Genomic DNA, 13,601 nt, shown 5'->3' with positions numbered 1-13,601 from the left:
TTCCCTCTTCCTTCAACATCTGCCTCACGCTCGATCATTAATCCGTGTATCCGTGTCAAAATCCGTGTCGTGCCTTTCTGCTTCTACAAACCTAAATGGATGTAATCTAAACCCAACAACTCCTCTATTTTATGGATCGTAACATCACGGAGAGCTTCTTTCACTCCCGCAACTCTTCGGGCCCGCAAAGAAAACAAAATCCCGGAATACGGCAAATGTTTCACAGCTAAGGCAAAATCTTTCTGAACTTCGATATGTTCGTGCTGTCGGTAAACTTCCTCGATTTCTTCAACCAAAGATTGATATTTCTCCTTAACTTGTTGATACAACTCACTCCACTCAGGAAAATAAGCTAAAAACTCTTCCCCTTCATTAGTTAAAACAATTTCTATCATCCGGCGGGTCGAAAACCCTTCACGAAGATGGGAAATCGCGACATATTGCGGAGACTTAACTTTAACTCGGTTGAAGTTAGCGTCGCAGATAATATACCCTTCCGAATCCATAGGATCTAAATGTTGAGCCGCTTCGATAACTTCTTTCCAGCTAGTTAAAGGATAGGATTCGACCAATTTCCATCCATATTTATTTGCCCAAATACTGGGGTCATTTTCTAGCAGTGTTTGAGTGTTGCGAACGCCGTGCAAGACGATTTGATTGTTAGTTTGCTGGACAACTATTCTATTGTAAGGCGTCAGCAACTCAAAGATAAAACACTGGTCGGTTTCTTGTGGCAATTGATATCCCAATTCTTGCCAGACTTTCCAAAAAAGTTCGGCAAAAGTGAATCCAAAACCGTTAACTTCGCCGGCGGCGTCGGGAGTGCCCCTAGATTGCACTCTCCATTCTCCTTTGTAAAAATACAGTACAGTCAGAGAACCGTCTAGTTTTTGGTAAACTTTGGCATTTGTCCAATTAATTGCAGCGGCGTGAATTTCTCCGTAATTAAAAAATTTGTTGTAGGGATAAGAAACTATCTGCCAATCTTGAGATGAATCTAAAATAATGCCTCGGCACTGCTGCACTATTTTTTCGCCTAGGGGAGATTCTATCTGCGAGTATTTCAGACAGACTAAATCGGGATATTGGCGGTGGCGGGTAACTTTGATATGATAAGTTTCGGACAAGGTTTCCAATCCGTGCTGGCGTAAATAATCTTGCAGTTCCACGTTCTCTTCCTAAATTTGTCGCCTTTTATATTTTATCGGTAACTGCATATTTTAGTGAATTTGTCAGAAAAAATTAAACTTGCTTTTTTTCGGAATGCCTATTGTGAAGTTTGTATTTTGGAGTATGGTTGTAAATAGGTGAATGCGCTTCACAAAAAAACAGGACTATTTCGACAGTAAGGAAAAAAATAATGAACAATAAATTATTACTTTTGGCGACTTCTACGTGTGTATTGACTGTTTTAGTACCTGTACCGGGAGTTTTTGGTGCGTGCGAATTGTCGCAGCGACCGCGGGAAACCCAATCTGTTGCTGTAGCGGGTACTGTTGTTCCGGTAAGTCAAATCTTGCAAAAGTTAAAAGGCAAAACACAAGTACCAATTTTCCTCCCCAGCCGGCTTCCTATCTCGCAGAAGCTTTACTATCAAAGCCAAGCGACAACGGACAGCTATACTATTTCTATGGAGTATACAGCAGATTGCCGAGGTGCGGGAGCTTGCACTTTTGGGGAAATTCGAGGTCAGAAAGGCGGTGAGTTTTCGACCAAAGTAGAAGGGGTAACTAAGACTTTAAAAAATGTTCAACTGGCTGACCGAGTGAAAGGAGTTTTTCACAATGGTTGCGGGGCTTACTGCACAGCAACTCTTGAGTGGAAAAGTCAGGGTTTTATGTATACCGTAGCCCTTAAGAACGGACGAGAATCTGATTTAATTTTAATAGCAAATTCAGCTATTCTAGCTCGGAAGCGTTAAGTTTTGTAGTCGGGGACGCACAACTTCTATCTGTAGGGTGATCCGTGCGTACCTGACCGTTATTGTATGATATATCTTAACTCGCACTCGCCTCTTACAAGATGCTATGGTTTTTTTGCGCTGACCTACTTAGGGGGAAATCAGGATGAGGAGAAGATGGCTATTTGCGGCGATTTTTGCTTGTGTGGTGACTGCTTTTACCATCGCACCTTTGACACCAAACTCAGCGTTAGCAAGGACTGAACTCCCGATTACAGAAATCCGCTGGTTTAATTTTTCCCCTGAAGATAGCTGGCAACCGATACAATTTATTGTACCCGATCGCAACACTGCAAAATCTGTCGGCCCGCGCAAGTTGCGGTTGTACGATGTTCATATTGCCAAGATGTTTGAGATTTCTCATTTTCTGTGCGATCGCGATCGGGCTTCTGAGGGTTACAATTGGTCTTATCAAGCAGAAAATGGCAGTATTGAGATGGGACGCTTCAAAATTACCTGCAATCTCGCCCGTTCCATAGCAACAGCTTACGGCTTAGGAAAACCCGAAATTACAGTGATTCGCCGCAACTTCAACCTGAACAACGGTCGCCCTTCTTTTGCGCTAGAAAAATACTCGATTCCCACTCTCAACATTGCTAAAAATAGAGTTGTGCAGTGGAGGGAGTTTGTGCAAAAGTTTCCCTCACTCCCCGATAACTCAGGTGCAAAACAGGCTAACAGTCGTTTTCCTGCGAGTAACATCTTCAGACAAATCAAAGGCAAAACGCGAGTGCCTGTTTTTCTTCCGAGTAGACTTCCTTTATCTGACATTCAGCAACTTGATTTTGATGTGCAAGCCGGTGCCAACGGTTACATTGTGGGAATGTATTTAGGCAAAGGATGCCGTGCGGGAGCTTGTTATTTCGGCACAATCGAAGCTAAAAGAAATGAACCGTTTTCGCCTCCTTCGCGATTGCCGCAGGATACTTACAGAAGCGTTGAATTGGCGGGCGGATTCAGGGGGATTTATTTCAATAATTGCGGTGCTTACTGCACTGCTTTTGTTGAGTGGCAAAGGCTGGGGGTTCTGTACCGAGTCACAAGGAAAAACGCACGGCAGCAAGAAGTTGTCCAGATAGCAAATTCTGCACTTCAAGCAGGACAGCGTTAAATTTTGGTTAGAAATGGAAAAGGTACGCGCCAGCGAAGCTATCTTCCCGCAGGCGTTCCCCAACGGTAGGGAATCGCCCTTTTGTCAAGGAAGCTGGTAAAAATAAATACGATCGACCTTTTCCCCTCACAACTACATTTCTCTCCCCAAATCTCGCAACCTTTGAGCTAATTCTTTCTCGCTGCAGCTAAGCTAACTCCTCATGTCAACCAGGTTCATCCGGCTCGACCCTAGGTAAATCGTACATCGCCGGCAGCCTTTGCTTCGGAATGTTGATCGCCCCCGTGCCAGCGACGCCCACTGCTGGAGGGGAAACATCATCAAGACTCACTGCTACTGGCAGTCATACGATTTTAGATTTTAGATTGGCAAGGGCTTATTATGTAAAGGTTTGGAGCTTGCCTGCCGTTGCATCCTTTGTTCAAACAGGCGGTCAAAATCTGGTATTTCTATTTGATCGCCCGAATTATCCCAACCAGCAATTAAAGTCCCCACCTGCGGTACGCTAGATCAGGTGAATATATTGGCTGATTTCAAGCTATCCTCCGATCGATCTTATGTCCCCAACCACATCTGCCCCTTCCCGAACCGTTCGCATCGGTTCCCGCAAAAGCCAACTCGCTCTCGTGCAAACCCACTGGGTGCAAGAACAGCTACAGAAACACTTCCCGCAACACACTTTTGAAGTCCACACCATGTCCACCCAAGGGGACATAATTCTTGATGTCGCCCTCGCTAAAATTGGCGATAAAGGACTTTTCACCAAAGAATTAGAAACGGGGATGATTAACAATGAAACGGACTTTGCCGTTCATTCCCTCAAAGATTTGCCTACCAATTTGCCCGAAGGTTTAATTTTAGGATGCGTCACCGAACGGGAAAATCCCGCTGACGCCCTGGTAGTTCACTCCAAGCACAAAGACAAGCAACTTGACACCCTCCCAGAAGGTTCAGTAATTGGCACTTCTTCCCTGCGGCGGCTGGCTCAACTGCGGCACCATTTCCCTCATTTTGAATTTAAAGATATTCGCGGCAATCTCAATACTAGACTCGCTAAATTAGATGAGGGCGGTTACGACGCGATTATTTTAGCAGTTGCCGGCCTCGAAAGATTGGGAATGGGCGATCGCATACACCAAATTATCCCTGCTGATATCTCCCTTCACGCCGTAGGACAAGGTGCTTTGGGCATCGAATGCCGCGCCGGAGACACAGAAATCATGGCAGTGATTAAAGCTCTCGAACACTCGGAAACCGCCCAAAGATGTTATGCTGAACGCGCATTTCTGCGGGAATTAGAAGGCGGCTGTCAAGTGCCGATCGGCGTCAATACCAAAATAGAAAACGGTCAATTAACCTTAACCGGAATGGTATCGAGTCTCGACGGCCAGCGATTCGTCAAAGATACTGTTTCCGGCGCCGCCGAGACTGCTGAAATGCTGGGAATTGACCTCGCTCACCGACTGCGCCAACAGGGTGCTAGTGCAATTTTGGAGGAAATATTTGTCGAAGTTCAACGTGGTTCATAAAACCGATCCGCATCTCTTTGTAAATGCTTTGAGACGCAATATATCGCCTTTTGTAAAATAAAAATAACAGGCGGTTTGCTTTGGCTTTCACAGGTAGAGTAGCAGTCTGATTGTAGATTTTTGATGGGATTTTAGGTAGGACTTGTGCGATAGATTTCAAAAATATCTGACTAATTTAGGACGCTCCGCACGGGTGTTAAGCAACCCGGTTTCTGATGTAAGTCTCGCTGTATAGCCCAAGATTTATGGTAAAAACCGGTTTTTTTTCGTAAGTCCTATAATTCTTAACATACCCATCCAAAATCTACAACCACACATCCAAAATTAATCAGCAATTTATTTCAGGTAAAGGCCCAATATGAGCGCTAGAGAAATTCAATTAAAGCTGGAATTGAAAAAGGTTCAGCAACTATATAGCAAAATGCAAGCAGACCAACAAGCTTTGCAGAAGCAATTGAAAGAGTTCAAAACTCAAGCAGGAAATTTTTCTGATGTAGTCGAGCAAGTCTTGCCGTCCTTAGTTTCAATTTACGTCATGGATTGGGATACAGAAGAAGAGATTTCTTCAGGAAGTGGGTTCTTTGTATCGCCGGACATAATTGTCACGAACTATCACGTTGTAGAAGATATTGCCGATCAAGATTACTTCTATGAAGAAGATGAAATCGAACAGGTTTTAGTCGAAACTCACGACGGAAAATTGAGATTGGCCGAGGTGGTGTTTACTGGTAATGCTGAAGAAGATTTAGCATTACTCTTAATTAGCGATTTTACCTTCGACCCGAACACAGGGGAACAAGTGGACTCTCCCCAAGAATATCCTCCCCTAGAGTTGTCTTTTGATGTGAAAGTGGGAGATAGAGTAATTGCCGTCGGCAATCCTTTGGGGCAGTTTGCTTCAACTGTAACTCAAGGTATTGTGAGTGCAATTCGCGAACCCGAGGAATATGAGGAAGGCGACGATGAAGATGATGTTGCTGAGGTGAAGGTGTTGCAAACTGATGCGGCGATTAATCCGGGAAATTCTGGCGGCCCGTTGATTAATATGGCTGGTCAAGTGGTTGGTGTGAATACCTGGGGATTGGAAGATGCCGACAGTATTAATTTGGCGATCGCCTCGGAAGCTTTGGATGATTTTCTAGCGGGATTTGAGGAGACTTTTGAGGACAATTCTCAGAATTAGTCGGGAGTTTCCGTAATATGTGATTCGGGCGATCGCCCTTTTTATCAGAGGGGATGGAAAAGGCGATCGCTATTTCCTTAACTCAATTGGCGTAAGTCCCACGCTGTAATTGTACTCAATTGGGCGTTGGGATATAAGCCAAGCAAGGTATATGAAAAAGAGCGACAATTTACTGTTTCTCTAGCAAAAAAACTTGTAAGATATAAGTGGTTGCGACCCACCCACTCCACTGCAAACAACAGGTCACAGTAGCAGTAGTATGCTTACCAAGGATAACTGCGAGAGAAAGGGGGAAAAAACAGACCGCTGGTTGGCAAGGTAATGCCCTACCGTAAAATATAAACCATGTTTGTTGTACGAAAACAGTTTTTGGTCTTGGGAAACAGGACTTCTGCGTGGGTTCCCTACGAAGGGATAAAGGCTGCAAAGCTAGAGATGCAGTGTCAGACTCGGATCGTCTTCAGTGACGAATCTCAGTAATGAGATACCTAACAGAGCAACGGCAGATGATACACGAAGCCTACACGCTGACCGAAGGTCAGTGCTAGGTATTTCACTCTAGACTAACAATCTCAAGGAACACAAAAAAATAATGCGTATTTTATTTGTATCCGCCGAAGCATCACCCCTCGCCAAAGTCGGCGGTATGGGCGATGTCGTCGGCGCTTTGCCGAAATTTCTGCGGCGCATGGGCCACGATGTCCGCATCTTCATGCCCTACTACGGTTTCGTCCCCGACAAAATGGACGTTCCCAAAAAACCTGTTTGGGATGGGTCTGCCATGTTCCAAAGCTTCTCGGTGTTTGAAACTGTTTTGCCGGGAACCGATGTACCTTTATACTTAATGCAACATCCATCTTTCTTGCCGCGCCGCGTTTACGGCGGTTTAGATGAAGATTGGAGGTTCACTTTCTTTGCCAATGCTGCGGCTGAATTTGCCTGGAATCACTGGAAGCCCCAAATTATTCACTGTCACGACTGGCATACGGGGATGATACCTGTTTGGATGAGCCAAGACCCCGATATCAGCACGGTTTTTACTATTCACAATTTAGCTTATCAAGGACCGTGGCGCTGGCGTTTGGAGCAGATGACTTGGTGTCCTTGGTATATGCAAGGTCACAATACAATGGCTGCCGCAGTACAGTTTGCCGATCGAGTAAATACAGTTTCACCGACTTACGCGGAGCAAATCAAAACCCCAGCTTATGGGGAAACTTTGGAAGGTTTGCTGTCTTACCTCGGCGGTAAAGTATCGGGCATTTTGAACGGAATTGATACAGAATCTTACAACCCAGCAACTGACAAGTACCTCCATCAACAATTTAGTGTTGATACTATTGAAAAGCGCCCCGCTAATAAAATTGCGCTGCAAGAAGAAGTCGGCTTGGAAGTAAATAAAAATGCCTTTTTGATCGGCATGGTGACGCGGCTGGTAGAACAGAAGGGATTGGATTTGATAATTCAAATGCTCGATCTGTTCATGGCCTATACGGACGCTCAATTTATTGTACTCGGAACGGGCGATCGCTACTACGAAACCCAACTCTGGCAAATGACAGCCCGCTATCCCGGTCGGATGTCCACCCAACTACTTTATAACGAGGCCCTCTCCCGGCGCGTTTACGCAGGCTGCGACAGCTTCCTGATGCCCAGCCGTTTCGAGCCCTGCGGCATCAGCCAAATGCTCGCCCTCCGCTACGGGTGCGTGCCAATGGTTCGTCGCACCGGCGGTTTAGTCGATACCGTTTCCCACAACAACCCGATCGACAATACCGGTACCGGTTACTGTTTCGATCGCTACGAACCCCTCGACTTGTTCACCTGCATGATCAGAACTTGGGAAGGTTTCCGCTACAAAGATAAGTGGAGAGAACTGCAACAGCGCGGCATGAGAGAAGATTTTAGCTGGGATATTTCGGCCCGGAAATACGTCAACTTGTACAGCGATATTTTGGGACTGCCGCCGGAAGAAACCGCACCCGCACCAGAGGCAGAATTGATAGTTGGTAAGGGTTAATCTTCGTAAGGTGCGTCAGTCGGTGTTTGATTCAACTGAATCGAAGGGAGATCGGCTGACGCACCCTACAGCTTTGTAAGGTGCATCAGTCAATCGATTTTAGATTGAAGCATTGAAGCATTGAAGCATTGAAGCATTGACCCCACGGATGAATCCGGGGGCTTGTATCCTGGATGCTTTCCGTCGGTTTTTGATTCAATTTAATCGATCTACTGACTACTGACTACTGACTACTGACCAATTAATCAATAAATAAATCGAGAGGTAAATGACCGTAAGTGCCAGTAACTCCATCTTCTGAGGCAGATTGACACGACACCAAAACGCCCCGGTAAGTTCCGGGATAGCCGTCAACATAATACGACCCCTTCAAAGTATTGAACTTAATATAAACGGAACCCGCAAAGGTCGAGACAGCATTGGGATCTAAAACAGCTTGATATCCCAAAGCTTTTAAATAAGCTTCTAAAGCTAAAAACCCCTCATCCGTCGAAGAAGCGCACACTCCCAACATTTGATAATCCGACAAACTTGCTACCAGCAAAATCGCTTGACGGAGTGCCTTTTTTTCCAGCGGCGATGCTACAGATTGCATATCCAGACAAGTGAAATCTTTGAGGATTTGCTGTGCTTCTTCAACAGTTAGGGTAGTCGGGTTGTGAGTAGACATGAATTGCTCTGATATTTCCCAAAATTACGATCGACACTGGGGTACTCGTCAACGAATTTCTGCCATTGCAACCCTCGATCGACGGCGGTAACACTTGCACAAGTCCTGATTATAGCCCATTGTGTGCTCTGGCCATCAATTCGGGCGATCGTCTTCTAGGACTTCGCCAATGCCCGAATCGCACAAAAAAGCTAGTAGTTTTTACCGCTGTTTTCAAGTTTATATCAGTTCGCGTTTTTTCAGCTTTGCTAGCGCATCTTCAGCAGCACTTTTCTCAGCATCTTGTTTGCGACGACCCCTGCCAACACCGTACATTTTACCGCTGACATACACTTCAGCAGTGAACTCTTTGGCATGATCCGGGCCTTCCTCATCAATGATTGAATATTCGGGATTTTGACCGAATTTTGCCAGAGCCCACTCCTGAAATCGATTTTTAGAGTCTACAAGGTTTTTTTGCCCAGCATCGGACTGAGGGTAAATCATACTATCAGCAACTGGAATAAACAGCTTTTTAACAAAGGCGCGGACAGGTGTAATGGTTGAGTCGAGATAGTATGCACCAATAATCGCTTCAAAAGTATCGCAAAGCAAAGAGGGATTTTGGCGACCTTTATCTTGTTCTGCCCCTTTTCCCAGGCGCATTAACTTGCCTATACCTAGTTGCTCAGCAAACTTTGCTAGCTGATCCTGATCGACTAATCCAGAACGCAAGCGAGTTAATTGAGCTTCGCTAAAATTTTCATAGCGCTTGTACAAGACTTCGCCAACTAGATAACCTAGCAGGGCGTCGCCGAGGAATTCTAGTCGCTCGTTGTGTTCGCCTGCTTCTGGGTGTTCGTTAACGTAGGAACGGTGAGTGAGCGCGCGACTTAGAAGTGATTCATTTTTAAATTTTGGAAGTTTTGGAAATTTTGGAAGTTTTGGCATTTGTGTTTGTTTAGTTATTCAGCAAATCAATTGTAGGGAAAAAGTCTTTACATTCGCTCTATTTTTTTGAGTGCAGTTTCAGCAGCAAGCTTTTCAGCGTCTTTTTTACTGCTAGCTGTAGCTTGACCGTACAGCTTATCATTCACGCGCAGTTCAACAGTAAATTCTTTAGCATGACTAGGGCCAGCCTCATTAATTGTGATGTATTGAGGTGGAATTGACCCGATATTGCGATGTACCCATTCCTGAAACCGATTTTTTGAATCTACAAGGTGTTTAGAATCGATATCAGGCGTAAGAGACAAGAAGTTTTCAACTACTGAAGTAAACAGTGGCTCTACAAACTCACGCACAGCCTCAATACCAGAATCGAGAAAGTACGCGCCGATAACAGCTTCAAAAGTATTACTAAGCAGCGTGTTCTTTGTTCTTCCTCCACTTGTTACTTCACCTTTGCTTAACCGCATCCATTTGCCCATGTCTAACTCGATGGCAAACTTCGCTAACTGTGCCTTATCTACTAACGCCGAACGTATGCAAGTCAGTTCACCCTCACTTTTATTTGAATAATCACGATAGAGATACTCAGCGCTCAGGAAAGTTAACAAGGCATCACCAAGAAACTCTAGTAGCTCGTTGTCTTCACTTACTTCTTTCGGATTTTCAAAAAGAAATGATCGGTGAGTAAGTGCCTGGTTTAACAAAGAAGCATCCTGAAAATTGAGTGTTTCTAGTAATTCTGCTAAACTTGCTCTAAAGCGAGATTCTTCAGCAGAAGAACTTCTAGTTTCGTGACGAGTTTGCTCTTGAGCAAGAAGTCGCATGACATCTTGTTTTTGCTTTTCTAATTCTTTAATATCTGCATCTGAGGCAGATATCGCTTTAAGTAGTTTGGCAATACTGCCGAGAGCGCGATAGGTGTCTTCACTGGAAAATGAGGAATTGTGCGCCCAATTATTGCGGACTTCTATAAGTTCAATCACTAGAGCATTTTCAAAAGGAGTTAGATGCTTTTTGAAGACATTATCCCACTGCTTTGACATGACTGATAACAGGGTTAAAACATCTTCACGCAGAATATTCTCTATTATTTTTCTTTTGGGGATCTTATTGTTGACCAAGCAATCTTGAGCCTTGGCCAGCCAGCGCTCGCCGTAAAATGCTTGCATTTGCTGTTCCACATAAGGGTACAATCTCTGACAGAGAAATTTTAAAGCATTGCCAACTCGTTCGTTATTGTTCATAGCCATTTTTGTTATTTCCTTCTCTCGATCGCTTAGGGTAGATTATGGTTTTTTATTTCCGGGTCAAACCCGGTTTATTTGAAAAACCGGGTTTGTGAATTGAGATGTTACCTATAGACAATTACCCTTTACCCAGTTGGGAGGGTAGAGACTGTTTCCGCGAGACTGGTTGCATGAAAGACAAGCAAGTCGTAGGTTTTCTATACAGTCAGATCCACCGCGACTTTTGGGGCGCAAATGTTCGATAGTCAGTTGATTTTTTGGGAGACATTTACCGCACCACCAACAGTTCTGACCATAATCATCGATCAGTTTGTGCTTCTTGTTATGCTTCTGCTTTGGATTCATTTCGGTTTCCTTTTGCTTGTTGTTTACAACAGCATTGAAACATCAGTTATCCAGCACATAAGGAATGTTGCTTAGGGATTGGCAAGAGATGAATATTCCCAAACAAATAAGATTTAAAAGTAGGGATTAATGCTACTTCTAATTTACTTATCTTATATGGATAATTTGCTGTCGGAAAATTCATAAATGAGAACAACTCACACTAAGCAAACACTTTTCAGGTGACGCTAGGTGTGAGCTGATGTCTCATCTACCGTATATGTAAATATTCTTAGTATGTATACATCTATATGAGATTAATAGACAACTGCAATAGATATTTAGATAAATACTTAGCAATGTTATTTACTAATCCCATATTGAAGCATATATGTAAAAAAATATACATATACGATAGGTGAGACAGCAGCCCACGCTTGGCACTGGAATTTTGATGACCCAATGATTTCGCTCAAGCCTAGCAGACAGCGAAGCTCGATGTCAATCTCTCCCCCCGCGAGCCCCTCTCCCTGCAGGCCTCTCCCGCTGATCTCCGGCATTTGAACAGTCAATGTAAAAATATGTTGCAAACTTTGTACTGCTGTGTTAAGTTTAGTTACATAAGGTTGAAATTAAACGAGGTTTCTGGTCATGGAAAACAAAAACGCAAAAGTTGGCTTCACTGAGTTTGCTGAAACCTGGAACGGCCGTTTGGCAATGTTGGGCTTCGTTATCGGCTTAGCTACCGAATTCCTCACCGGTCAAGGCATTCTCTCTCAAATCGGTTTGATGTAATCAGCTCTTCTGCATACAATAGCTGAAATTCAGGCGATCGACCCCATCACAAGTGCAAAAGCCCCCCGCTAATAAGTCCCCTTCACTTCACACGGAGGGGGCTTTTGCATTTTTAATCAAAAAATCCAACAAATGGCACGATCAAAAATCTTTTCCGTCTCAATATTTATCGCGAGACTAACTCCAGCAAACTAAGCAATTCCTACGGAATCCAAAATCCTCAATTTAGGAGTCAAAGCCGGATGTTTCACCAAACCGTCGCGTTTGTTAGTCCGCCCCCCGTTAAGTAAAATCATCTCCGACAGATCCGGCATTTCCTGCCAGCAGTGCGAGCAGAACCAATAAACGCGATTGTGGCGAGCGTGGCGGAGCAATTGAGAGGAGCAACAAGGGCAACTATTCATGATATTTTAAACCTTTTTTGAAGATATGGAGCGATAACCCAATCATTAGAGAGATTCACGAATGCCTGCACTTCTCAATTCCAGGCACAAAAATAAAAAATCTTTTTCACTCACAGCTTTGAGTGTCGCGCAAGTAGCACTTTTGGAGGCCCAACAGTAACACCACAATCAAAAGCTGAACGCTCCAAGGAGCCCAAGAGAAACCCCAAATAAAACAACCGAGCCCGGCCCAAGCCACAAGAACAAAAATATCTTGAGAGGTTTGCCAGTAAACCCAGACTGCTGCCAGAGAAACTATTAGTAGCAAAATGTAAGCTGAGGGCATAGTCGTCTTCTCCCAATGTGTCTGCCAACAGTCAGGAGCGATCCCTGACGTTCTGCTTAAACATAAAACTAAAACCTGAAGAACTTATGAAGACGAGTGAGTTGTTACAAAAAGTAAAATAATCCTGCTAGCTTATATTTTCCCGATACATCAGTAGGAATACTGTTCTCATGGCTGAGGCCGAATTCGGTTAAATGAACTCACTACCCATAGGGATTTAGGCATCCCTAATTGGTATCAACTTCACCCCAATACCAACAGGGTTGAAACTGATACCCCACTGAGGTTTTTAGTCTTAAGCTGACAGGACGAAAGGTACGGCGCCTAAGTCGCTACATATATCCTGTCCGATCGCCCCGATTGGATCTAATGAACCATACCAAAGAAACCAAGTTTTTTTAACTCTCTTTGCCTGCAAAACTACTGCTTGAAAAGCTGCACAATTCAATGCGCGCGATCGATCTATTCTTGCTCCCAGCCCAAAGCCTCAGCGACCTGAGCGGCCAAAAACATCGGTTCAAAAGGCTTAGCAATCACGCTCACCACCCCCAAATCCGCGAACATCCGCCTGTCCCCAGCCAGAGCCTTAGCCGTTAATAAAATTACCGGAATGTGCTGCGTAGCATTATTAGCTTGTAACTGTAAAAAAGTAGTAGGCCCGTCTTGGTCGGGCATCATCACGTCCAATAGAATAGCATCAGGCTGTTCGGCAAGAGCCTTAGCAACACCCTCGCGACCCGAACTCGCTGTTAGGACTTCCCAGCCCCCCACCAGTTCAAGACTGACTTGAGCTACTTCCCGAATATCTTCCGCATCGTCAATAACCAAGATGCGCTTGGCAGTCAAAATTAACATTTTTTTATGAATGAGAACTGATCATAGATTAGAGGCGAAATGTGAATATTTTGTAAAGCAAATTATCTTACCCGATCGGACTGTACAGTAAATTTTCAAAACTGTATAGCAAATGTTGAAGGAAGAAGGAACAAGGAAGGCCTAAGTTGCCATCGACAGCCAGGGTTTCAACTAAGATCGTCCTAACCGTCTGGCGCAGTTGCTGTACAATATCCCACCCAAAAATAGCCGCTTTTCGACCTCAAATT

General features: G+C 44.4%; 15 protein-coding genes. 6 read left to right on the top strand and 9 right to left on the bottom strand.

Annotated elements, in window-relative coordinates:
* Positions 1 to 83: 83 nt before the first annotated feature.
* On the bottom strand, positions 84 to 1,169 hold the full coding sequence (locus tag QUA34_RS04305; protein WP_333384262.1) for a T4 RnlA family RNA ligase: 1,086 nt from the start codon (positions 1,167 to 1,169) through the stop codon (positions 84 to 86).
* A 191-nt stretch (positions 1,170 to 1,360) separates the two neighbouring features.
* Here QUA34_RS04305 and QUA34_RS04300 point away from each other — a divergent pair, with 191 nt between their 5' ends.
* Both QUA34_RS04300 and QUA34_RS04295 read left to right on the top strand, forming a co-directional pair.
* The gene (locus QUA34_RS04300; RefSeq protein ID WP_333326470.1) at positions 1,361 to 1,921 is read left to right on the top strand and encodes a hypothetical protein; all 561 of its coding nucleotides are present in this window, start codon (positions 1,361 to 1,363) and stop codon (positions 1,919 to 1,921) included.
* Positions 1,922 to 2,066: 145 nt separating this feature from the next.
* A complete protein-coding gene (locus QUA34_RS04295; protein ID WP_333326472.1) occupies positions 2,067 to 3,071 on the top strand; it encodes a hypothetical protein in 1,005 nt (334 codons plus the stop codon).
* A gap of 205 nt (positions 3,072 to 3,276) precedes the next feature.
* On the opposite strand, the gene QUA34_RS04290 is transcribed toward QUA34_RS04295, so the two are convergent.
* A complete protein-coding gene (locus QUA34_RS04290) occupies positions 3,277 to 3,402 on the bottom strand; it encodes a hypothetical protein (RefSeq protein WP_333384258.1) in 126 nt (41 codons plus the stop codon).
* Positions 3,403 to 3,628: 226 nt separating this feature from the next.
* On the opposite strand from QUA34_RS04290, the gene hemC reads away from it, so the two are divergent.
* The 3 genes from hemC (at position 3,629) to glgA (ending at position 7,803) form a co-directional block, all read left to right on the top strand.
* The gene (gene hemC, locus QUA34_RS04285) at positions 3,629 to 4,600 is read left to right on the top strand and encodes a hydroxymethylbilane synthase (protein WP_333082203.1); all 972 of its coding nucleotides are present in this window, start codon (positions 3,629 to 3,631) and stop codon (positions 4,598 to 4,600) included.
* A 358-nt stretch (positions 4,601 to 4,958) separates the two neighbouring features.
* Positions 4,959 to 5,783: a S1C family serine protease gene (locus QUA34_RS04280; protein ID WP_333082204.1), complete on the top strand. Its 825-nt coding sequence runs from the start codon at positions 4,959 to 4,961 to the stop codon at positions 5,781 to 5,783.
* Between the two features lie 592 nt (positions 5,784 to 6,375).
* Positions 6,376 to 7,803 (top strand): glycogen synthase GlgA, encoded by a 1,428-nt coding sequence (gene glgA / locus QUA34_RS04275; RefSeq protein WP_333384255.1) that lies wholly within the window; start codon positions 6,376 to 6,378, stop codon positions 7,801 to 7,803.
* Positions 7,804 to 8,044: 241 nt separating this feature from the next.
* On the opposite strand, the gene QUA34_RS04270 is transcribed toward glgA, so the two are convergent.
* From QUA34_RS04270 to QUA34_RS04255, 4 genes are all read right to left on the bottom strand, one after another.
* Complete coding sequence (locus QUA34_RS04270) at positions 8,045 to 8,473, bottom strand: DUF1824 family protein (protein ID WP_333384252.1); 429 nt, start codon at positions 8,471 to 8,473, stop codon at positions 8,045 to 8,047.
* A gap of 219 nt (positions 8,474 to 8,692) precedes the next feature.
* Positions 8,693 to 9,403, bottom strand: a complete 711-nt coding sequence (gene rnc, locus QUA34_RS04265) for a ribonuclease III (protein ID WP_333384249.1) — start codon at positions 9,401 to 9,403, stop codon at positions 8,693 to 8,695.
* Positions 9,404 to 9,450: 47 nt separating this feature from the next.
* On the bottom strand, positions 9,451 to 10,647 hold the full coding sequence (gene rnc, locus QUA34_RS04260) for a ribonuclease III (RefSeq protein WP_333384245.1): 1,197 nt from the start codon (positions 10,645 to 10,647) through the stop codon (positions 9,451 to 9,453).
* Between the two features lie 111 nt (positions 10,648 to 10,758).
* Positions 10,759 to 10,995 carry an HNH endonuclease gene (locus tag QUA34_RS04255; protein ID WP_333167612.1) on the bottom strand — a complete coding sequence of 79 codons (237 nt, stop codon included), beginning with the start codon at positions 10,993 to 10,995 and terminating at the stop codon, positions 10,759 to 10,761.
* A gap of 630 nt (positions 10,996 to 11,625) precedes the next feature.
* On the opposite strand from QUA34_RS04255, the gene QUA34_RS04250 reads away from it, so the two are divergent.
* The gene (locus tag QUA34_RS04250; RefSeq protein ID WP_333082210.1) at positions 11,626 to 11,769 is read left to right on the top strand and encodes a chlorophyll a/b-binding protein; all 144 of its coding nucleotides are present in this window, start codon (positions 11,626 to 11,628) and stop codon (positions 11,767 to 11,769) included.
* Positions 11,770 to 11,960: 191 nt separating this feature from the next.
* Here the strand turns inward: QUA34_RS04250 and QUA34_RS04245 are convergent, their stop codons facing one another.
* The 3 genes from QUA34_RS04245 to QUA34_RS04235 form a co-directional block, all read right to left on the bottom strand.
* Positions 11,961 to 12,173: a hypothetical protein gene (locus tag QUA34_RS04245; protein WP_333384243.1), complete on the bottom strand. Its 213-nt coding sequence runs from the start codon at positions 12,171 to 12,173 to the stop codon at positions 11,961 to 11,963.
* Positions 12,174 to 12,279: 106 nt separating this feature from the next.
* Positions 12,280 to 12,498, bottom strand: a complete 219-nt coding sequence (locus tag QUA34_RS04240; protein WP_333326488.1) for a hypothetical protein — start codon at positions 12,496 to 12,498, stop codon at positions 12,280 to 12,282.
* Between the two features lie 462 nt (positions 12,499 to 12,960).
* A complete protein-coding gene (locus QUA34_RS04235) occupies positions 12,961 to 13,353 on the bottom strand; it encodes a response regulator (RefSeq protein WP_242715629.1) in 393 nt (130 codons plus the stop codon).
* Positions 13,354 to 13,601 lie beyond the last annotated feature (248 nt).

The organism is Microcoleus sp. POL10_C6, from assembly GCF_036701585.1.
GTDB lineage: Bacteria > Cyanobacteriota > Cyanobacteriia > Cyanobacteriales > Microcoleaceae > Microcoleus.
This window is presented reverse-complemented; position numbering and strand designations above follow the sequence as displayed.